Annotated in this window: 18 protein-coding genes; 9 read left to right on the forward strand and 9 right to left on the reverse strand. The window is 59.4% G+C overall.

Features of this window, described 5'->3' with window-relative positions:
- Positions 1-27 precede the first annotated feature (27 nt).
- The 3 genes from ACR0L1_RS09290 to ACR0L1_RS09300 all read left to right on the forward strand — a co-directional run bounded on the left by ACR0L1_RS09290 (position 28) and on the right by ACR0L1_RS09300 (position 3661).
- Complete coding sequence (locus ACR0L1_RS09290) at positions 28-1686, forward strand: NAD+ synthase (RefSeq protein ID WP_480858380.1); 1659 nt, start codon at positions 28-30, stop codon at positions 1684-1686.
- Positions 1687-1968: 282 nt separating this feature from the next.
- The gene (locus tag ACR0L1_RS09295) at positions 1969-2202 is read left to right on the forward strand and encodes a hypothetical protein (RefSeq protein WP_480505775.1); all 234 of its coding nucleotides are present in this window, start codon (positions 1969-1971) and stop codon (positions 2200-2202) included.
- Between the two features lie 130 nt (positions 2203-2332).
- Positions 2333-3661 (forward strand): NAD(P)/FAD-dependent oxidoreductase, encoded by a 1329-nt coding sequence (locus ACR0L1_RS09300; protein WP_170784804.1) that lies wholly within the window; start codon positions 2333-2335, stop codon positions 3659-3661.
- 3 nt (positions 3662-3664) lie between these two features.
- On the opposite strand, the gene ACR0L1_RS09305 is transcribed toward ACR0L1_RS09300, so the two are convergent.
- Positions 3665-4597, reverse strand: a complete 933-nt coding sequence (locus ACR0L1_RS09305) for an MBL fold metallo-hydrolase (protein WP_480858382.1) — start codon at positions 4595-4597, stop codon at positions 3665-3667.
- A gap of 218 nt (positions 4598-4815) precedes the next feature.
- Between ACR0L1_RS09305 and gltX the strand changes: the two genes are divergently transcribed.
- Entirely contained in the window at positions 4816-6141 is a 1326-nt protein-coding gene (gene gltX / locus ACR0L1_RS09310; RefSeq protein WP_170789767.1) for a glutamate--tRNA ligase, read from the forward strand.
- Positions 6142-6284: 143 nt separating this feature from the next.
- On the opposite strand, the gene ACR0L1_RS09315 is transcribed toward gltX, so the two are convergent.
- A complete protein-coding gene (locus tag ACR0L1_RS09315; protein WP_480552771.1) occupies positions 6285-6854 on the reverse strand; it encodes a gamma-glutamylcyclotransferase family protein in 570 nt (189 codons plus the stop codon).
- A 94-nt stretch (positions 6855-6948) separates the two neighbouring features.
- Between ACR0L1_RS09315 and ACR0L1_RS09320 the strand changes: the two genes are divergently transcribed.
- Positions 6949-7395, forward strand: coding sequence for an RrF2 family transcriptional regulator (locus ACR0L1_RS09320; RefSeq protein WP_170772425.1), 447 nt, complete (start codon positions 6949-6951; stop codon positions 7393-7395).
- A 2-nt stretch (positions 7396-7397) separates the two neighbouring features.
- Here the strand turns inward: ACR0L1_RS09320 and ACR0L1_RS09325 are convergent, their stop codons facing one another.
- Both ACR0L1_RS09325 and ACR0L1_RS09330 read right to left on the reverse strand, forming a co-directional pair.
- Positions 7398-9926, reverse strand: a complete 2529-nt coding sequence (locus tag ACR0L1_RS09325) for an ABC transporter permease (RefSeq protein WP_480858384.1) — start codon at positions 9924-9926, stop codon at positions 7398-7400.
- Positions 9923-10618, reverse strand: coding sequence for an ABC transporter ATP-binding protein (locus tag ACR0L1_RS09330; RefSeq protein ID WP_480858386.1), 696 nt, complete (start codon positions 10616-10618; stop codon positions 9923-9925). Before ACR0L1_RS09330 ends, ACR0L1_RS09325 begins: the two co-directional genes overlap by 4 nt.
- 50 nt (positions 10619-10668) lie before the next feature.
- On the opposite strand from ACR0L1_RS09330, the gene ACR0L1_RS09335 reads away from it, so the two are divergent.
- The gene (locus tag ACR0L1_RS09335; protein ID WP_480858482.1) at positions 10669-11304 is read left to right on the forward strand and encodes an arylesterase; all 636 of its coding nucleotides are present in this window, start codon (positions 10669-10671) and stop codon (positions 11302-11304) included.
- Here the strand turns inward: ACR0L1_RS09335 and ACR0L1_RS09340 are convergent, their stop codons facing one another.
- From ACR0L1_RS09340 to ettA, 5 genes are all read right to left on the reverse strand, one after another.
- On the reverse strand, positions 11305-11865 hold the full coding sequence (locus ACR0L1_RS09340) for a L,D-transpeptidase (RefSeq protein ID WP_480505781.1): 561 nt from the start codon (positions 11863-11865) through the stop codon (positions 11305-11307).
- Between the two features lie 160 nt (positions 11866-12025).
- Positions 12026-12232: a cold-shock protein gene (locus ACR0L1_RS09345; RefSeq protein WP_170378838.1), complete on the reverse strand. Its 207-nt coding sequence runs from the start codon at positions 12230-12232 to the stop codon at positions 12026-12028.
- 404 nt (positions 12233-12636) lie between these two features.
- The gene (locus ACR0L1_RS09350; protein WP_480858388.1) at positions 12637-13266 is read right to left on the reverse strand and encodes a hypothetical protein; all 630 of its coding nucleotides are present in this window, start codon (positions 13264-13266) and stop codon (positions 12637-12639) included.
- Between the two features lie 129 nt (positions 13267-13395).
- The gene (locus tag ACR0L1_RS09355; protein WP_480858390.1) at positions 13396-13992 is read right to left on the reverse strand and encodes a hypothetical protein; all 597 of its coding nucleotides are present in this window, start codon (positions 13990-13992) and stop codon (positions 13396-13398) included.
- A 128-nt stretch (positions 13993-14120) separates the two neighbouring features.
- Complete coding sequence (ettA, locus tag ACR0L1_RS09360) at positions 14121-15776, reverse strand: energy-dependent translational throttle protein EttA (RefSeq protein ID WP_170789775.1); 1656 nt, start codon at positions 15774-15776, stop codon at positions 14121-14123.
- Positions 15777-15913: 137 nt separating this feature from the next.
- Between ettA and ACR0L1_RS09365 the strand changes: the two genes are divergently transcribed.
- The 3 genes from ACR0L1_RS09365 to dacB all read left to right on the forward strand — a co-directional run bounded on the left by ACR0L1_RS09365 (position 15914) and on the right by dacB (position 18582).
- Positions 15914-16384, forward strand: coding sequence for an MOSC domain-containing protein (locus tag ACR0L1_RS09365; protein ID WP_480505787.1), 471 nt, complete (start codon positions 15914-15916; stop codon positions 16382-16384).
- 32 nt (positions 16385-16416) lie between these two features.
- On the forward strand, positions 16417-17037 hold the full coding sequence (locus ACR0L1_RS09370; RefSeq protein ID WP_170772406.1) for a nicotinate-nucleotide adenylyltransferase: 621 nt from the start codon (positions 16417-16419) through the stop codon (positions 17035-17037).
- 66 nt (positions 17038-17103) lie between these two features.
- Entirely contained in the window at positions 17104-18582 is a 1479-nt protein-coding gene (gene dacB, locus ACR0L1_RS09375) for a D-alanyl-D-alanine carboxypeptidase/D-alanyl-D-alanine endopeptidase (RefSeq protein WP_480858393.1), read from the forward strand.
- The last annotated feature ends 2 nt before the right edge of the window (positions 18583-18584 follow it).

Below are 18584 nucleotides of genomic sequence, written 5' to 3' on the forward strand. Positions count from 1 at the left end.
AGGAACTGACGAGGGCAAGAGGGCACCATGGCCGACCGTTTCCGCATCACTCTGGCGCAACTCAACCCTGTTGTAGGGGATATCGAGGGCAACGCGGCCAAGGCCGTCGCGGCATGGGAACAGGCGCGCGACGCAGGCGCGGACATGATTGCCTTCCCCGAGATGTTCATCACCGGCTACAATACGCAGGATCTGGTGATGAAGCCCAGCTTTCACCGCGCCGCCATGGCTGCGGTCGAGGCATTGGCCGCCCAATGCGCCGACGGTCCTGCGCTGGCGATCGGCGGGCCATGGGTCGAGGATGACAACCTGTATAACGCCTACCTGATCCTCAAGGGCGGCAAAGTCGGCAGCAAGGTGCTGAAGCATCATTTGCCGAACGAAACGGTCTTTGACGAGGTTCGCCTGTATGATTCCGGCCCGTTGGGCGGACCGTATTCGGTGGGCAATACGCGGATCGGCAGCCCGATTTGCGAGGATGGTTGGCATCCGGATGTCGCGGAAACTCTGGAAGAGACCGGGGCCGAGTTTCTGCTGATTCCGAATGGCTCACCTTATTTCCGCAACAAATACGACGTGCGGCTTAATCATATGGTGGCCCGCGTGGTCGAGACCGGCCTGCCGCTGATTTACCTCAACATGGTTGGCGGTCAGGACGATCAGGTCTTTGACGGCGGCACGTTTGGCCTGAACCCCGGCGGCGCGCTGGCCTTTCGGATGCCTGTGTTTGACGAGGCCGTTACCCATATCGATCTTGAGCGGGGCAATGAGGGGTGGCGGATCGTTCCGGCCGAGGTCGCGCCTCTCCCAGATGAATGGGAGCAGGACTATCGCGCGATGGTGCAGTCCTTGCGCGACTATATGGGGAAGACCGGGTTCAAAAAGGCGCTGCTTGGTCTGTCAGGTGGGGTTGATTCCGCTTTGGTCGCGGCAATTGCGGTGGATGCGATTGGGTCCGAGAATGTCCGCTGTGTGATGTTGCCGTCGGAATATACCAGTCAGGGTTCATTGGACGATGCAGAGGCCGTCGCCAAGGCACTGGGCGTGCACTATGACTACGTGCCCATCTCGGACAGTCGCGCCGCCGTGACGGACACTTTGGCCCCGTTGTTTGCCGGGCGTGACGCAGACTTGACCGAGGAAAACGTCCAGTCGCGTTTGCGTGGGCTGCTGTTGATGGCGATTTCGAACAAGTTTAGCGAGATGTTGCTGACCACCGGGAACAAATCCGAGGTCGCGGTGGGATATGCCACGATCTATGGCGACATGAATGGCGGGTACAACCCCATCAAGGACCTTTACAAAACCCGTGTCTTTCAGACCTGCCGCTGGCGCAATGAAAACCACCGCGACTGGATGATGGGGCCGCAGGGCGAGGTCATTCGGTCCTCGGTCATCGACAAGCCCCCCAGCGCGGAATTGCGGGCGGATCAGAAAGACAGCGACAGCCTGCCGGACTATCCCGAGCTGGATGCAATCCTTGAAATTCTGGTCGACGGCGAAGGCTCGGTCGCGGATTGCGTTGGGGCCGGGTTTGATGCCGCTACCGCGCGCCGGGTTGAGCATCTGATCTATATCAGCGAATACAAGCGGTTCCAGTCAGCCCCCGGAACGCGGCTGACCAGCCGGGCTTTCTGGCTGGATCGCAGGTATCCGATCGTGAATCGCTGGCGCGACCCGTCCTGAGTCGCCTGCCGCTGCGGCGCCTGCAGATCGTATCGTATCTGTAATCAATGCCGCGGCTAGGGTGGCATTGTCTGCAATTCGTCGTGCGATGGGTTGCAAGTTGATCTTTTCTCAAGGGCTTGCTTGAGCGCGCGCCATTTTTCCGACACATTTTTGCTTGATTATCGCCCTAGCTGGGGCAGGTGTGACACATCCGAAATTGGGTGTCTGTGTTAACGATTTGGTATCGCTATGTATGAGGAATATGACAAACCTCTTCATGCTCCGCCGCCGTGGAAGACAATGGCAGACAAGGGGCAGGATCTGAACGAAGCCGAGGTGGATGCCGCCATCGCCGGTATTTTGAGCGCGGCTGAGCCGCCTCTGCCTAAAGTTACGCCTACCGAGTTGCGCGAAGAACTGGTCGATGTTGACCTGCCCTTGCTCAAAGCTGCGGAGGATGAAGCCGAGACTCCGGTTGTCGGCTTTACCCAGGTTCTGCGTCAGAAATGGGCCGAATTATGCGGTGTGGCTTAGTCTGAATATCCCCGAAAATGGCGTGATTGACACAGGTCGTTTAAATCTGTGATCTGCGCCGAATGTCGTATTGCCTTGGGCCCAATCCCGCGCCTTCATTGCATTTCATAGAATGCAGTATGAGCGGTTGATGCCCGGCCCCAAACCAACCCCCGTTGAACCTGATCTGAAACTTCCCAAAGTGGTAGACGTCGTCGTGATCGGGGGCGGAATCATCGGCGCGGCAACTGCATTGGAGCTGTCCGAACGGGGCGTCTCGGTTCTGTTGTGCGAAAAAGGCCAGATTGCAGGCGAACAGAGCTCGCGCAACTGGGGATGGGTGCGATTGGGGCTGCGTGACCCGCGCGAAATTCCGTTGATGTGCGTGGCGCAAAAGATTTGGGACGGGCTGGACGAGAGGACCGGGCGTAAAACCGGGTTTACGCGATCAGGTATCCTGTTTGGCGCCTCCGGCGCGCGGGATGCGCAAAATCTTGAACGTTGGGCGCGACATGTCGATGGGTTGCAGATTGGCGCTCGGATGGTATCGGGGGCAGAACTGGACGACTTACTGCCCAGTCATCGGACCGATCTGGAGTGTGCCCTGCACATGCCCCGCGACGGCCGTGCCGAGCCGCAATGGGCGGCCCCCGCCATCGCCGAGGCCGCGCGCGACAACGGCGCAGTGTTGATGACCAATTGCGCTGTTCGCAGTGTTGATGTGCAGGGCGGGCGCATTGCGGGTGTTTTCACTGAACGCGGTCGTGTCGCCTGTGATCGCGTGGTGTTGGCCGGTGGCGCATGGTCGCGTTTGTTTGCTGGGAATGCGGGCATTGACTTGCCGCAGCTCAAGGTGCTGAACACGGTGCTGCGCACCTCTCCGGTCGAAGGGCCCGAGGCGGCGTTGTGGTCGGATGACTTCGCCGTGCGCAAGCGTGCTGACGGTGGCTATACGATCGCGTCCGGCCATGAAAACACGGTTGATATCGTGCCCGACAGCTTTCGGTTGGCATGGTGGTTCCTGCCCGCATTCCGGCAGGAGTGGCGGTCGCTGCGATTTCGGTGGTCGAAAAGGTGGGCCATTGAAGCCAAGCAGGACCGGAAATGGTTGCCTACGGATGTCACTCCGTTCGAACAGTGTCGCGTTCTGGACCCTGAGCCGTCTGGCAAGGTGCTGCGGCGGGCGTGGGCGAACGCGCGAAAGGGCATACCCGCGTTGCGGAACGCCGAGTTGGTGCAAAGCTGGGCAGGGATGATTGATGTTACGCCGGATGCAATCCCGGTAATCTCGGGCGTCGAAGAAATTCCGGGCATATTCATCGCAACCGGTTTTTCCGGCCACGGATTCGGCATCGGTCCCGGAGCGGGACGGTTGATGGCCGATCTGGTCACAGGGCGATCGCCCTGTGTCGATCCGGCCGCCTTCCGCCTGTCCCGTTTTACGGATGGCTCAAAAGTGCGGCCGGACCCAGGATACTAGAGCTTAGCCTGCCATCTGATAGCTGACGGGGACAAAGCGGAACCCGTCGCCGCGGGTCTCGACATAGCCAGCGGCGGGGAAGGGCATGTGGTAGCCGATCATCGGAACCTTGTCGGCGGCGAGCATACCCAGAACATTGCGACGCGCTGCTGTCGCGGCCGCTTTATCCATATCAAAGCGGACCTCCCACTCGGGGTGTGCGAAGGACCAGACATAGTGGTTGGCAAGGTCGGCGGTCAGCACCAGACGCTGGCCGTTGCTTTCCAGGTGATAGACCGTGTGGCCAGGTGTGTGCCCATAGGCGGCGACGGCGGTGATGCCCGAGGTGACTTCTCCACCATCGGTGAGGAAGGTCATCTTTTCGGCCTGTGGGGTCACTTTGGCGGCAACCAGATCACCGACGCGGTTGCCAGCATCCTGTGCAGCCCAGAAGTCATATTCCGGTGCGGCGGTCACGAAGCGCGCATCGGCAAAGGTTGGTGCATCGTCGGTGGTCATGCCGCCGATATGGTCGGGGTGCATGTGGGTGATCACAACAACGTCGATCTGATCGGGGGTGACGCCTGCATCTGCCAGCGCTGCCTGAATACCGCCCTGACCCAGCCCGGTGTCGAACAGAACCAGTTCGGACCCGGTATTGACCAGCGTCGGGGTAAAGAAGAACTGCGCCTTGTCTGCAGGGATGAAGTTGTCGGCGGATACTTTGGCAAATTCTTCATCCGATGCGCCACCGCCGAAGATCTCCTTGGCACCATCGCGGGGCAGGCTGCCATCCAACAGGGTCGTGACCGTGAAATCACCGAGGTGGTACGATTTGGCGATGGTCGAGTTGGCTTTGGTCTCGGTTCCTGCGGCCAAAAGCGGGGTCGCAGCTGCAGCAAAAGGTAGTGTGGCCGCGGCGCCCAAGGCCGCTCTTCGCGTCAAATTGATGGTCATATCTAAGTCTCCCTGTCAGAACGCCAGCTTTAAAGCTAGGCCGGTGCGCGTCTCTTGGTAGGTTATAGACCCAAGATATGGGGTGCGTTGTTGAACAATACGTGTGAATTTTTGTTTAGGTTGTGTGTTGGCCATGTTTGAGTTCCTTGGTGGGCCTTTGCCCACGGCTGGACAAAACGCCCATCCTGTGACAAGAGCCGCGCCAACAGGAGACACCTATGACAACCACCCGTTTCGCCCCGTCGCCCACCGGTTACATCCATGTGGGCAACCTGCGTACCGCCTTGATGAACTATTTGATCGCCCGCAAGGCTGGCGGTACGTTCATCCTGCGCATCGACGACACTGATCCTGAGCGGTCGAAAGAAGAATATGTCGATGCGATCAAACAGGATCTGGAGTGGCTTGGGCTGCAATGGGACCGCGTCGAGCGTCAGTCCGACCGTCTGGATCGCTATGCCGAAGCGGCCGACAAGCTGCGCGAGATGGGTCGTTTCTATGAGGCGTTCGAGACGCCGACCGAACTGGACCTGAAGCGCAAGAAGCAGCTGAACATGGGCAAGCCCCCGGTCTATGACCGCGCTGCGCTGAACCTGTCGGAGGCCGAGAAAGAGGCGCTGCGGGCGGAACGCGGAAACGGTGTGTGGCGTTTCAAGCTGGATCACGAGCGGATCGAGTGGAATGACGGCATTCTGGGCGACATCTCGATTGATGCTTCTTCCGTGTCTGATCCGGTATTGATCCGGGGCGATGGGCAGGTTCTCTATACGATCGCATCCGTGGTGGATGATACCGAGATGGGTGTCACGGACGTGGTGCGTGGCTCGGACCATGTGACCAACACGGCGACCCAGATCCAGATTATTGAAGCGCTGGGCGGCGCTTGCCCGCGCTTTGCGCACCACTCGCTTCTGACCGGCCCGCAAGGTGAGGCGCTGTCGAAACGTTTGGGCACGCTGGCGTTGCGCGATCTGCGCGAGCAGGGGGTTCAGCCGATGGCTCTGCTAAGCCTGATGGCGCGTCTGGGCTCGTCCGATCCGGTGGAATTACGTTCGGACATGGCTGAATTGATAGACGGATTCGACATCGGGCGTTTCGGCGCAGCACCGACCAAATTCGACGTGCAGGACTTATTCCCGCTGACCGCGAAACATCTGCAGTCTCTGCCTCTGGCGGATGTTGCAGATGCGGTTACGGATGCGGGTGTCCCAGCAGATATGGCCGAGCCCTTCTGGGCCATGGCGCGTGAGAACATCACCACTCTGGCTGATCTGCAGGGTTGGTGGGAATTGTGCCGCGATGGGGCAGAGCCGCTGATCGACGAAGACGATCGTGACTTCATCACCGAAGCCGTGGCATTGCTGCCCGAAGGGCCGTTTGATGGCGAGACCTGGGGTGTTTGGACCAAGGCTGTCAAAGAGGCCACAGGCCGGAAGGGCAAGGGATTGTTCATGCCGCTGCGCAAGGCGCTGACAGGGATGGAGCGTGGGCCCGAGATGGCCGCGCTTTTGCCATTGCTTCAGGTGATCCGCGCGCGAGGGTGAAGGAACGCGCCTCTTGACGCAGACCGGGGTTCCACCCGTTTGGAGCTGAAACTGCCTATCGGACAGTTTCCCGGACGCCACTCACCCTGCGGCGGAGGAATTTTTGAACAGAAGAAGGGCCGGGGTTTGACCTCGGCCTTTTGCTATGAGGTATGGACGATGTTCGCAGCCAACTGTTGCAGGCGGGAGTCCACGAATTCAGTCTCGTGCGGTTTCAACTGCTGGTGTCGCGGATAGCGGGGCTCGGCGCGGTCATTCAGGATCGGAGCCTCCCAGCCGTCAGTGGTGGCAAAGAAGCGATCTGCCCCGGCCTCGCCATAGGCGCGCAGATAGCCCTGCACGACAACGTCGATATAGCTGAGTACCAAGGGGTGGTGGTTCGTGGGCTCGGTGTGGCGGCCATGTGGGACGGCATAGACGGCGATGTCGACGTCGTGGGTCAGCGTATGTGACACAGCCTGAGTTGCCGGGATGCGATCATAGGCCCATTCGCGTTCATCCAGCGCCGCCCAGTCGTTTTTCGGGACATGGGCGATCATCCCCTCAATCTCGCAATCGGGGTCGGGGATGGCTGTCAGAAAGGCCACCGGGCGCAGGTCTGTATGTCTCCAAGAGCGGCGCCAGCCTTTTAGTTTCGCAGGGCGGGGATCGGGGAAATCGTGGGTAGCAAGGTTCACCAAGCTACCGTAGCCAAAGAAATAGGGGTCTGCCATCTGTGCCGCGTCCTTTTCCGCCGATTGATGTATGTCAAACCGCTTTTTAGCCGGACATGCAATAAGGTCGCATCTTGAAATTTGGGAGGCGATCATGCGCATTACCAAACGGACGAATATCGCGGTGCGCTTGCTGATGTATTGCGCTGCACATCAGGACCGGCTTGTGACCAAATCCGAGATTGCCGAAGTGTGCAATATCTCGGAGAACCATCTGGCGCAGGTGATCAATCAACTGAGTCAGCTGGACTATCTCAGCACACAGCGAGGCCGAAATGGCGGCATGACCCTGGCGCGCCCTGCCGAGCAGATTCGCATCGGGTCGGTGTTTCGTCATGTCGAGGGCAACCTGCCGTTGGCCGAGTGCTTTGCGGATGCGGACAATACCTGCCCCTTGACCGATGCCTGCCGGTTGCGCCTTGCGCTGCAGGACGCGGCCGAGGTTTTCTATGCGTCGCTGGATGACATCACGTTGGATGCTTTGGTTTGTGACAACGACCAGTTGCTGCAAATCTTGCAGCCGGTTGCTTGCGTTCGGTAAGTTCAGTCGCTGGCCCGCAGGATGCGGGCCGGTCGAACCGCCAGCGGGCGCAGTGCAAAGAACAGGCCTGCACCGAGAGTCACGAGGAGGCCGGCGACAATAATTCCCAGCGCCGAACCCCAGATGATGCTGAAATTGGTGTCGAAGATATAGGTCGCCACTGCCCATCCGCCCAATATGCCGGTGAGCAGGGCCACCGCGCCCGCAGCGGCGCCGAGTAGGGCAGCGCGCAGGGCAAAACTCAGCAGGATGCGACCGCGGTCTGCGCCCAGTGTTTTCAGAATCGCTGCTTCATGCCTGCGGGCGGGCTCTCCTGCGGCGGCTGCGCCGATTAGGACAAGGAAGCCGGTCAGCAGCGATACACCTGCGCCATAAGATGTGGCTGCAGCCAACCCTGCCAACAGCCCCGAGATTCGGTCGATGGCGTCGCGGACGCGAATAGCAGTAATGTTGGGAAATTGCTCAGCCAGATCGCGTTGGATTGCGGCTTCGGCGGGCTCTTCGGCATAGACAGTGGCAATAAAGCTGTGCGGGGCTCCGGCAAGGGCCGATGGGTTCATGGACATGATGAACCCAATCCCCGCCGTCGAGAAATCAACCTCGCGCAGTGAGGTCAGTTCAGCGGTGATGTCGCGCCCCAGAATATTGACCGTCAGGGTGTCGCCCAGTTTCAGGCCCATCTCTTGCGCTTCTTCAGCGGCAAAGCTGACTTGCGGGGTGCCGGAATAGTCATCTGCCCACCATTCTCCGGCGGTGACGCGGGTGTTTTGCGGGGGTGCTGTGGAATAGGTTACGCCACGGTCGCCGTCCAGAACCCAGTGGTCCCCGGCGACGTCACGAGCCGGTTGGCCGTTGATCTGCGTGAGGATGCCACGCAGCATCGGTGCGCTTTCGACGCGGGTGACGGCAGGGTCGGTTTCAAGACGTTCGGAAAAGCCGGGCATCTGGTCTTTCTGAATGTCGACGAAGAAATACGAGGGCGCGACGTCGGGCAGATTGCCGGATATTGCGTTGCGCAAGGTACCGTCGATTTGCCCAACGGCGGCCAGAACGGACAGGCCCAGACCCAGCGACAACACAACCGAAGACGCACCCTCGCGCGGGTCGGAAATGGCGGAAAAGGCCCAGCGTAGCGCCGGGTGTCCACGCGCGGGGCGCGCGCCGAAGCGGGCCAGTCTACGAATTGCCATCGCCGCGACCGAGAGAAGAATCAGCGCGCCAACCAGCCCACCGCCCGTCCAGAGCGTCAGGCGGGCAGACCCGCTGAACCACGCCGCCGACGCGATCAGCAGCGCCAGCCCCACCCCGGTGGCAACGATGTAGCGCAGGCGAGGCAGGGCGCGGGCCGATGACAGCGCGTCCCGAAATAGGGTGGCAGCGCGGACCTCTTCGGTGCGGGCCAAGGGCCAGAGGGTAAACAGAAAGGCGGTCAGAACACCATAGAGCGCAGCCTCGGCCAGCGGTTCTGGATACAGCGAAAAGACGGCTGGGATGGGAAGCTGGGCCTCGATCAGCGGGGCGAGCGCCAGCGGTAGCAGCCCGCCCAGAGCAATGCCAAGCAGGACGCCTATGCCCGAGAGAATGCCGATCTGGATCAGATAGGTCTGAAAGATCGTTGCGCGGTCTGCGCCCAGGGTGCGCAGGGTTGCGATTGTCTCGGTCTTTTGGGCGAGGAATGCAGATACCGCGGCCGATACGCCAATGCCGCCCACGGCCAGACCCGAAAGCCCGACCAGGACCAGAAAGGCACTGAGACGGGAGACGAATTCGGCGATCCCCGGCGCGCCGTTTCGTGCGTCCGTCCAGCGCATTCCAGTTCCGTCGAACGTTGTGTTTGCCTGCAATGCAAGTTCTGCAAGGTCTGCCGATAGCGGTAGATCCAGCCGGTATTTGGTCGAATACAGGGTGCCCGGTGCCAGCAGGCCAGACGCTTGCAAATCCTGCGTGCGTACCAGAGTACGCGGACCCAGACCGAATCCATCCGCAGCCCCATCCGGTTCATGGATCAGCGCGGCGGTCAGCAGAAACTCTTGCGTGCCCAGAGAAAACCGATCGCCTACAGACAGACCCAACCGGTCGATCAGTGAAGGGTCCATGACGGCCCCGGGCAGATCGTCAGCCCCGTCAAGTGCGGAGGGCAGGGGTATATCGGGGTCCAGCACCGGCGTTCCCACCAGAGGATAGGCCACGTCCACGGCCTTGACCTGCGTCAACGCACGCTCAGGGGTTTCGCCTTGCCGCGCGACGGCCATTGATCGGAAATCGACGACTTCTGAGACGGCAGAGGCCACTTGGCCCATCCAGTCACGCTCGGCTTCGGTGGCAAAGCGATAGGTAAATTCCAATTGGGCGTCGCCACCCAGCAATGCGGCACCCTCTTGGGCTAGTCCGGTCTGGATGGCCTGACGCACGGACCCGACGGCGGCGATGGCGGCGACACCAAGGGCGAGGCAGGCCAGAAACACGCGGAAGCCACGCAGCCCTCCGCGCAATTCGCGCCGCGCCAGACGTCCGGCGAGGCGCAGGCTCATTCCGCGGCCTCTTGCTGGATATCTTCTGCAATACGCCCATCGCGCAACCGGACAACGCGGTCGCATCTGCGCGCAAGGCTGTGACTGTGCGTGACCAGAACCAAAGTTGCGCCGTGACGGTCACGCAGGTCGAACAGCAGATCAACAATCGCGGCCCCGTTGGTTTCATCCAAATTCCCCGTTGGCTCGTCCGCCAGCAGGATCTGCGGGCGCGGCGCCGATGCACGCGCAAGTGCCACGCGCTGCTGCTCACCCCCCGAAAGCTGCGCAGGATAGTGATCGCGCCGATGCGATAGGCCGACCGCATCCAGTTCACTTTCGGCCCGGTCAAACGCGTCCCGGAGCCCCGCCAATTCCAGCGGCGTGGCGACATTTTCCAGCGCAGTCATCGTGGGGATCAGGTGGAAATTCTGGAACACAACGCCCATCGCGTCACGTCGAAACCGGGCGAGGTTGTCTTCGTCCAAATCAGTCAGATCCCGCCCCAGAGCTTCGATCTTGCCGCCAGTCGCACGCTCTAACCCGCCCATCAGCATCAACAATGAGGATTTGCCGGACCCAGACGGGCCAACAAGGCCCAAAGTCTCGCCCTTTTGAACCGATAGAGTGATACCATGCAGGATTTCCACCCGTCCGGCATTGCCATTCAGCGACAAAGCCGCATCTTGGAGAGAAAGAACAGGTGTCGTCATAGGTCAATCCACACGGAGGCGTTCTTTTGGGATATGGAGCGGTTCGGATATTGCGCAAGGCTTTGGTGTCTGGCCTGTTTATGGTTTGCGGCTTTGCAGCCACAGCCGAACAGGTCGTGATTGCTGCATTGGGGGATTCGCTGACACAGGGTTACGGGCTGCCCGCCCAGGACGGGTTTGTGCCTCAGCTGGAACGTTGGTTACAGGATCAGGGCGTGGATGTGCGCCTGATCAATGCCGGAGTTTCAGGGGATACCACCGCCGGCGGCGCGGCGCGGGTTCACTGGACGCTGACGCCGGATGTGGATGGCATGATCGTGGCTTTGGGCGGGAACGACTTGTTACGTGGGATCGATCCGGCTGTGTCGCGGGCCAATCTTGAGCAAATCATGCAAGCCGCGCGTGCGTCAGAGGTGGATGTGTTGTTGGTTGGGATGCAGGCACCGGGAAATTACGGGCCCGACTACAAAGCGGCCTTCGATACGATCTATCCCGAACTGGCCGCTGGGTACCAATCCGGCTATGCACCCAGTTTTTTCGCCGGCCTGACCCGAGACGGCGATCCCGATGCAGCCCGCACCTATATGCAACCCGATGGCATCCACCCCAACGCCCAGGGCGTGGCTTTGATCGTCGCCGAAATCGGCCCCTATGTGGTGGAACTGGTCCAAGCAGCGTCGGACTAATCAGATCACAGTCACGACGGTTCCTATCGGCACCCGCGCGTACAGGTCGATGACATGGGCGTTCAACATTCGAATGCAGCCATTCGAGGCGGCGGTTCCGATGGTGCTGGGCTGCGTCGTGCCGTGAATGCGGAAATAAGTGTCTACGCCGTTTTGGAACAAATACAGCGCGCGGGCGCCCAATGGATTGTCGCCTCCGCCCGGTTGGACATAGTCGTTATCCTTGAAGCGTGCATAGGTGACGGGCTCGCGCTCGATCATCTCATTCGTGGGACGCCAGGTGGGCCACTCTTTCTTGACGTCGATCGTGGCGGTGCCGGTGAATTCCAGCCCGGCCCGACCAACGCCGCAGCCATAGCGGATGGCCTTGCGCGGCTCGGTCACGAAATACAGGTAGAATGAGCGTGGAACGACCAGCAACTGCCCCGGCAGGAAGTCTTTCTTGATCCGCACAAACTGCGGCGTGGCGTCGTATTCGGCTGTTTTCGTCTTGGCAGACGCCACCTGCGGAACAAGGCTTGTCGCGGCGGCGGCCGTCAGGAATGTGCGGCGTGTGAACATATCGGGTCTCTTCAATACAACAGGAAAATCATCACCATAGTGTCGGGATGATAGCTGATCCGGTCAAGCGGCTGCGAAGAGTAACTGAAATGTGATGTTGCGCTGAAAACGCAGCGCAGCTTGGCAAAAGGGCAGGGGATACCCCTGCCCTTGGACCGGCTTACGCCAGCTCGATATTGTCGGCGCTTTCGCGACCGTCACGACCCGAGCGCAGCTCGTAGGTGACTTTCTGGTTGTCTGCCAGACCGGTCAGGCCCGAGCGTTCGACAGCCGAGATATGAACGAAGATGTCTTTGCCGCCATCTTCGGGTGCGATGAAGCCGTAGCCTTTGGTGGTGTTGAACCATTTAACGGTGCCTGCGGGCATATCCGTATTCTCCTGTTTGGTGCTGCCCACGGATTTGCGGCAGCCTGGCGTCGTAGTCTGGATCGAATGACTGAGCGCCGAAAAAGGAGACAGTAGGTCGAAATAGAAAAACGTTAGCCCTTTGGATATGGCATTGGTGTGGGGATGTGGCAAGGGTGATCGTCCTTGTGTACCGCAATCGGTACAAACCGCGACGGGAATGGTTCGAGGGCAACTTCAGGATTGCGAAAAGGTCAAAAAGCACCGTCTGGGACCGGGTGCGTTCGGGCCCAAGCGGTTGAAGCATAAGACGTTTGCGTGGAAATCTTGACTTTCAAATCCCGAAGCACACCGGAAAGCGTCTGCATTGCAGGCGCTGTTGTCTTATTCTCGGCCCGCGACGGTAGTCTTGTCGCTAAAATGGCCTAGCCCGAAAGAACCTTGCATTTGCTCAGGCCGAAGCGGCGTGTGAGCTTTGCGGCCCTCAGCGCTTTGACAAGACGGTCGCTGAGGAAAAGGCTTCGGTGCAAGAGGGGATCAATCCACAAATCCGGCCAGTCCAAAGCGTCACCCGACACAACGAAATCGAAATCATCCGGTTTACCTCCCAAGTTCATCCAGATTTCAGGTGTGTTCCCTAAGAGTTCGATTCCTTTCGACTGCTTCGGAACAAGTGCTGTTTTCTGCTCTCCCAATGCCAGAGTGAAATACTCCCCCTCAACTGGAGTCACACGATCGTGCTGGCATAGTTTCAATGGGTAAAGCTGCGTCTTCCCAAGGTCCGCTTCCCGAAGAACATCAGCAACCGCGCGGGACACAACCAAGCCATATGGCCCGAAGAAAATATCGGGTTGCGCTTTCAGCTTTTGGTTCGGGTACTTCCCAAAAATCGCATCTGGGAACACGTCGGGAGATTGAACAAAACCCTCTAAGTTCTTCTTGCCGATTACTCCAGCTGCCGACAATTCGTTCAATACCTGATCTGATGTGAACGGTTTAATCAACGTTGACTCGAGCATAACCTGGCTATGCCAGACTCCTGTTTCACGCGTCACTTGCCTACCCTTCCCAACAAATACCTTTAAACCTCAGCAGGTTCTTACTCAGAACTTTCAAAAGCAAGCGAATAGGGGCGTCATCGATCGCCCGAGCTAGCGGGTTTGCGCTGGCCTTCCGCTTTGCATCTAAACCGGAAGCTTGGCGACAATATCAGCGTATTTGGGTGATGCTACAAAACACCTTGGCAGTTCTTCGACAATTTCATCAATCGAATCGTAAACATGGCTTGCCGCTGACCTGAGTTCAGCAGGAATCTCTTTGGGCGCGCGCTGTTCACGTTTCGGAAGCTTCATTTTCAGGCCGGTAAATTCCGATATGTCGCTTTGATGATCCCATATCGCATCATAGTGAACACATAAAACGGGGACGTCCTCAAATACGGCCCATTCTTTTATCTGCTTGGCTTGTTGCAGAATATCCCGCTGAAACAGATCGCAGTATTCGCCAGTCGCATGAAGGTGATAAAAATGCTGCCGGATCCATTCTTCCCCATACCGTTCTTTTGCCGAATAGACAGAAAAGGCCGAATCTTTGGTGGAACCGAAGCAAAAGATCACTCTGGTATCGGCTGGCCACTTCAACAACGCCTGCGGGAAATCATGGGTTTTGTAGACGAACGGCGCTTTGAACTCGGCGTCCCTGAGACGAGCAACGAAGGCCGAGCGTTCTGCCGCTGAAGGGTTTCTTTTTCTAAGTGCCTTGCTAAGAGCAAGATAAGTCACGGTACTTCCGGATCGACCGTTGCTTGCGACTATGACGCAATGGTCGCGGTCCGATGTCTTTCCAAACGGTGCAATGCGTCCAATCGCCTGAAACAGCGATTGGAACACACGTTTGAAAGTTCGGGTTCTCACCGGGCAAACTTCTTATGCTTCAAGCGCTTAGGCTCCAGCGCGTCCGGTCCCAGACGGCGCTTTTTGTCCTCTTCGTAATCCTCGAAGTTGCCCTCAAACCACTCCACATGGGCGTCGCCTTCGAAGGCCAGAATATGCGTGCAGATGCGGTCGAGGAAAAAGCGGTCGTGCGAAATCACAACGGCGCAGCCGGCGAAATCGACCAGAGCATCCTCCAGAGCGCGCAGGGTTTCGACGTCCAGATCGTTGGTCGGTTCGTCGAGCAGCAGGACGTTGCCGCCCTCTTTCAGCAGACGCGCCATGTGGACGCGGTTGCGCTCACCACCGGATAGCAGCGAGACCTTCTTCTGCTGGTCACCGCCCTTGAAGTTGAAGGACGAGCAATAGGCGCGGGAATTGACCTGAGCATCGCCCAGCTGGATGATCTCGGCCCCGCCGGTGATCGCCTCCCACACAGTGTCGTTGTCGGCAAGGTCGTCGCGGGACTGGTCGACATAGGACAGCTCGACCGTATCACCCAGCGTGATGGTGCCGCTGTCGGGCTGTTCCTGACCGGTGAGCATCTTGAAGAGCGTCGATTTACCTGCACCGTTGGGGCCGATGACGCCGACGATACCGCCGGGGGGCAGGGCGAAGTCCAGCCCTTCGATCAGTTGCTTGTCGCCCATGTGTTTCGACAGACCCTCGACCTCGATCACCTTGCCGCCAAGGCGCTGACCGTTGGGGATGACGATTTGGGCGCGGGTCAGTTTTTCGCGCTCGGACTGTTCGGCCAGTTCGTTATAGGCGTTGATCCGGGCTTTGGATTTGGCCTGGCGGGCCTTTTGGCCCTGACGCATCCATTCCAGCTCGCGTTGCAGGGTCTTCTGCTTGGATTTGTCCTCGCGGGCCTCCTGCTCCAGCCGTTTGGCTTTTTGTTCCAGCCATGCGGAGTAGTTGCCCTCGTAGGGAATGCCACGACCACGGTCGAGTTCGAGGATCCATCCCGTAATGTCATCCAGGAAATAGCGGTCGTGGGTGACGATCAGGATGGTGCCCTTGTAGTCGATCAGGTGCTGTTGCAGCCAGGCGATGGTCTCGGCGTCCAGGTGGTTGGTTGGTTCGTCCAGCAGCAGCATGTCGGGCGCTTCCAGCAGCAGCTTGCACAGCGCAACGCGGCGTTTCTCACCCCCCGAAAGGTTGGCGATGTTGGCATCGTCCGGCGGGCAGCGCAGCGCCTCCATCGAGACGTCGATCTGGCTGTCCAGATCCCAGAGGTTCTGGCTGTCGATTTCGTCCTGAAGCTTGGCCATTTCCTCGGCAGTTTCGTCCGAGTAGTTCATGGCCAGTTCATTATAGCGGTCGAGGATCGCCTTCTTTTCCGCCACGCCCAGCATGACGTTTTCGCGCACGGTCAGGGTTTCGTCCAGCTTTGGTTCCTGCGGAAGGTAACCGACTTTGGCACCTTCGGCCGCCCAGGCCTCGCCGGAGAAATCCTTGTCGAGGCCGGCCATGATCTTCATCAGCGTCGACTTACCCGCGCCGTTGACGCCGACAACACCGATTTTCACGCCGGGCAGAAAGCTCAGGTGGATGTTTTCAAAGCACTTCTTGCCACCGGGATAGGTCTTTGAGACACCCTGCATGTGGTAGACATATTGATAGGCGGCCATGTCGCGTCCTCTGGGTCGGGGAAATTGGGTTGATCCGCTTGATATCCAAGCGGGGCGGGCGGGGCAAGCTGGTGGTTTTGTGAATTTTGCATTCGGATGTGCGGCGGTAGTTGTCCGATTGTAGCAAAGGGGGAAGCATGGCGGATTTGGCGGCACTGATTGCAGGATGGGCCGAGCCGGGTCGTTTGGAATGGATTGGTCTGCGACCTGATCGCAGGGCCGAGGTTCAACCGGTCGATGCCGTTATGATCTCTGCCGAAGGTTTGGACGGAGATCGCGCCCGTGCGGGCAAGCGAGCGGTGACTTTGATCCAACAAGAACATCTGGCGGCGATTGGCTCTTATCTGGGGCAGGGGCCTGTTACGCCTGAAGTCTTACGGCGCAACGTGGTCGTGTCGGGAATCAATCTGGCTGCGCTTAAAGGACGTGAGGTGCAGGTGGGCGAGGCGATTTTGCGTTTTACCGTGATCTGTGCGCCGTGCAGCCGGATGGAGGAAGCGTTTGGTAAAGGTGGCTATTCCGCCGTGCGCGGCCATGGGGGGTGGTGCGCTGAGGTCGTCAAACCCGGATGGGTTAGGTTGGGTGATGTCGTGCAGCCGGTTGATTGACAAGCCGTCCCAGTTCTGAACATCAGCAGGGTATGGAGCGTTACGCGATACCATATGCGCGGCCCGGTCAGGTGATTGGGCTGTTCGGGGGATCATTTGATCCGCCGCATCAGGGCCATGTGCATGTCACGCGTGAGGCGATGAAGGCCTTTGGGTTGGATCGCGTGTGGTGGCTAGTATCTCCGGGAAATCCGTTGAAGGAGCGCGGGCCTGCACCCATGTCCCAGCGGGTGCAGGCGGCGCGGGATGTGATGCAGCATCCCAGGGTCGAGGTGACGGATATCGAAGCTCTGACGGGGACGCGCGCGACCGCGGATACGTTGGCGGCGCTGCGCAGGTTATACCCGAGGGTCAGGTTCGTGTGGCTCATGGGGGCTGACAATCTGGCGCAGTTTCATCGCTGGAAAGACTGGCGGTTGATCATGGACAGCATCCCGGTGGGCGTGGTCGCGCGGCCGGGAGATCGCATCTCGGCCCGAATGTCACCGGCGGCACGGGTCTATTCCAGCTACAGGATCGACGGGCAGGCGCGGCATTTGCTGGGGCGGGCCGAGGCCCCGGCATGGTGTTTCGTCAACATGCCGATGGTTGACGTCAGTTCAACTGATCTTCGCAATCGCGGCATCTGGGCAAATGGGGTGTTGCCGGAATAACCTTCGTGCGCACATAATCCTTTTTGACTGGTTGTTTGCCTGAACCCTCTGGGATTTTATTGACCCATGGCTGATCGTTTTTCACGACGTGGTTTTCTTGCAAGCCTTGGGGCGGTTGTGGCCCCCGGCATTGCGCTGGCGAATGCGCCCTTGGTTTCGTTGCGGCCTCAGATCCGTGGACCACAGAAAAACGGGGCCGAACGGCTGATCCAATCGGCGGGGCTGCGGGGCGAAGTGGCTTTTGCCGTGGCCGACGTCAAGACCGGTGTCGAGTTAGAGGCGGTGGGCGGAGATCTCGGGTTGCCTCCGGCCAGTGTGGCGAAAGCTCTGACCGCGCTTTATGCGCTGGACGTACTGGGGTCAGACTATCGCTTTGAAACCAAGTTGATCGCGGATGGGCCGGTCGAGAATGGCATTCTGAACGGAGATCTCATCCTCGTTGGCGGCGGTGATCCGCTGTTGGATACGGATGCGCTGGCCACAATGGCGGCCAATCTGCGAGAGGCCGGGATCACCGAGGTGCGTGGCGCGTTCAAGGTTTATGACGGAGCGTTGCCCTATGTGTTCAGCATTGATGCCGGTCAGCCGGATCATCTGGGATACAGCCCGGCGCTGAGCGGGATTGCGTTGAATTTCAACAGGGTTCACTTTGAATGGAAGCGCGAAGGCACGGATTTTACCGTGACGATGGATGCCCGAAGCGCGCGCTACAAGCCGGCTGTAGATGTGGCAACTATGCGGGTCGAAAGCAGGAAAGTCCCGATCTACACCTATGAGCCAAGCGCGCGGCAAGATCGCTGGACCGTTGCCCGCGGGGCGCTGGGCAAAGGTGGCGCCCGGTGGTTGCCGGTACGCAAGCCGGCGCTCTACGCCGGGGATGTGTTTCGGACATTGGCGCGGTCGAACGGGATTGTGCTAGACCGCGTGCAGGTCGCGAACCAAGCGCCACAGGGCAGTTTGCTGGTCACGCATTATAGTGACACGCTGGACAATATTTTGCGGGGAATGCTGAAATATTCGACCAATGTGACGGCGGAATTGGTGGGCATGACGGCGTCCAAGGCGCGTGGTGCCGATCTGCACACCCTGCAAGACTCGGCCGACGAAATGAATCGCTGGGCCGCCGAGGCATATGGGGTCAACGGCATTGAGATGGTTGATCATTCGGGGCTGGGGGATGCGTCTCGGGTCGCGCCGGGTGATCTGGTCAAGGCGTTGATCGCAGCGCAGAAAGCCGGAGCGCTGCGGCCTTTATTGAAGAATTTCAGGTTGTTGGACAGTCAGGGAAGACCCGTCAAAGACCACCCGATCAAGGTGGACGCCAAGACAGGGACGTTGAATTTCGTCTCAGGTTTGGGAGGTTTCATCACCACGCCAGACGGGTCCGAACTGGCCTTTGCTATCTTCACAGCTGATGTCGACCACCGGGCCACAATCCCGCGCGCGAACCGGGAGCGCCCGGCGGGCGCACGCAGTTGGAACGCGCGGTCGCGCAGGTTGCAGCGCGCTTTGATCGCACGTTGGGGAACGCTGAGCGGCAGCTAGGA

The organism is Ruegeria sp. J8 (genome assembly GCF_056531925.1).

Bases quoted from the DNA above. Each gene is read 5' to 3' on its own strand.
- ACR0L1_RS09315 (WP_480552771.1), bottom strand. From the start codon at position 6,854: ATGGCAGACCCCTATTTCTTTGGCTACGGTAGCTTGGTGAACCTTGCT.
- ACR0L1_RS09325 (WP_480858384.1), bottom strand. From the start codon at position 9,926: ATGAGCCTGCGCCTCGCCGGACGTCTGGCGCGGCGCGAATTGCGCGGA.
- ACR0L1_RS09370 (WP_170772406.1), top strand. From the start codon at position 16,417: ATGGAGCGTTACGCGATACCATATGCGCGGCCCGGTCAGGTGATTGGG.
- gltX (WP_170789767.1), top strand. From the start codon at position 4,816: ATGACAACCACCCGTTTCGCCCCGTCGCCCACCGGTTACATCCATGTG.
- ACR0L1_RS09345 (WP_170378838.1), bottom strand. From the start codon at position 12,232: ATGCCCGCAGGCACCGTTAAATGGTTCAACACCACCAAAGGCTACGGC.
- ACR0L1_RS09290 (WP_480858380.1), top strand. From the start codon at position 28: ATGGCCGACCGTTTCCGCATCACTCTGGCGCAACTCAACCCTGTTGTA.
- ACR0L1_RS09320 (WP_170772425.1), top strand. From the start codon at position 6,949: ATGCGCATTACCAAACGGACGAATATCGCGGTGCGCTTGCTGATGTAT.
- ACR0L1_RS09300 (WP_170784804.1), top strand. From the start codon at position 2,333: ATGCCCGGCCCCAAACCAACCCCCGTTGAACCTGATCTGAAACTTCCC.
- ettA (WP_170789775.1), bottom strand. From the start codon at position 15,776: ATGGCCGCCTATCAATATGTCTACCACATGCAGGGTGTCTCAAAGACC.
- ACR0L1_RS09305 (WP_480858382.1), bottom strand. From the start codon at position 4,597: ATGACCATCAATTTGACGCGAAGAGCGGCCTTGGGCGCCGCGGCCACA.
- ACR0L1_RS09365 (WP_480505787.1), top strand. From the start codon at position 15,914: ATGGCGGATTTGGCGGCACTGATTGCAGGATGGGCCGAGCCGGGTCGT.
- ACR0L1_RS09295 (WP_480505775.1), top strand. From the start codon at position 1,969: ATGGCAGACAAGGGGCAGGATCTGAACGAAGCCGAGGTGGATGCCGCC.
- ACR0L1_RS09340 (WP_480505781.1), bottom strand. From the start codon at position 11,865: ATGTTCACACGCCGCACATTCCTGACGGCCGCCGCCGCGACAAGCCTT.
- ACR0L1_RS09330 (WP_480858386.1), bottom strand. From the start codon at position 10,618: ATGACGACACCTGTTCTTTCTCTCCAAGATGCGGCTTTGTCGCTGAAT.
- dacB (WP_480858393.1), top strand. From the start codon at position 17,104: ATGGCTGATCGTTTTTCACGACGTGGTTTTCTTGCAAGCCTTGGGGCG.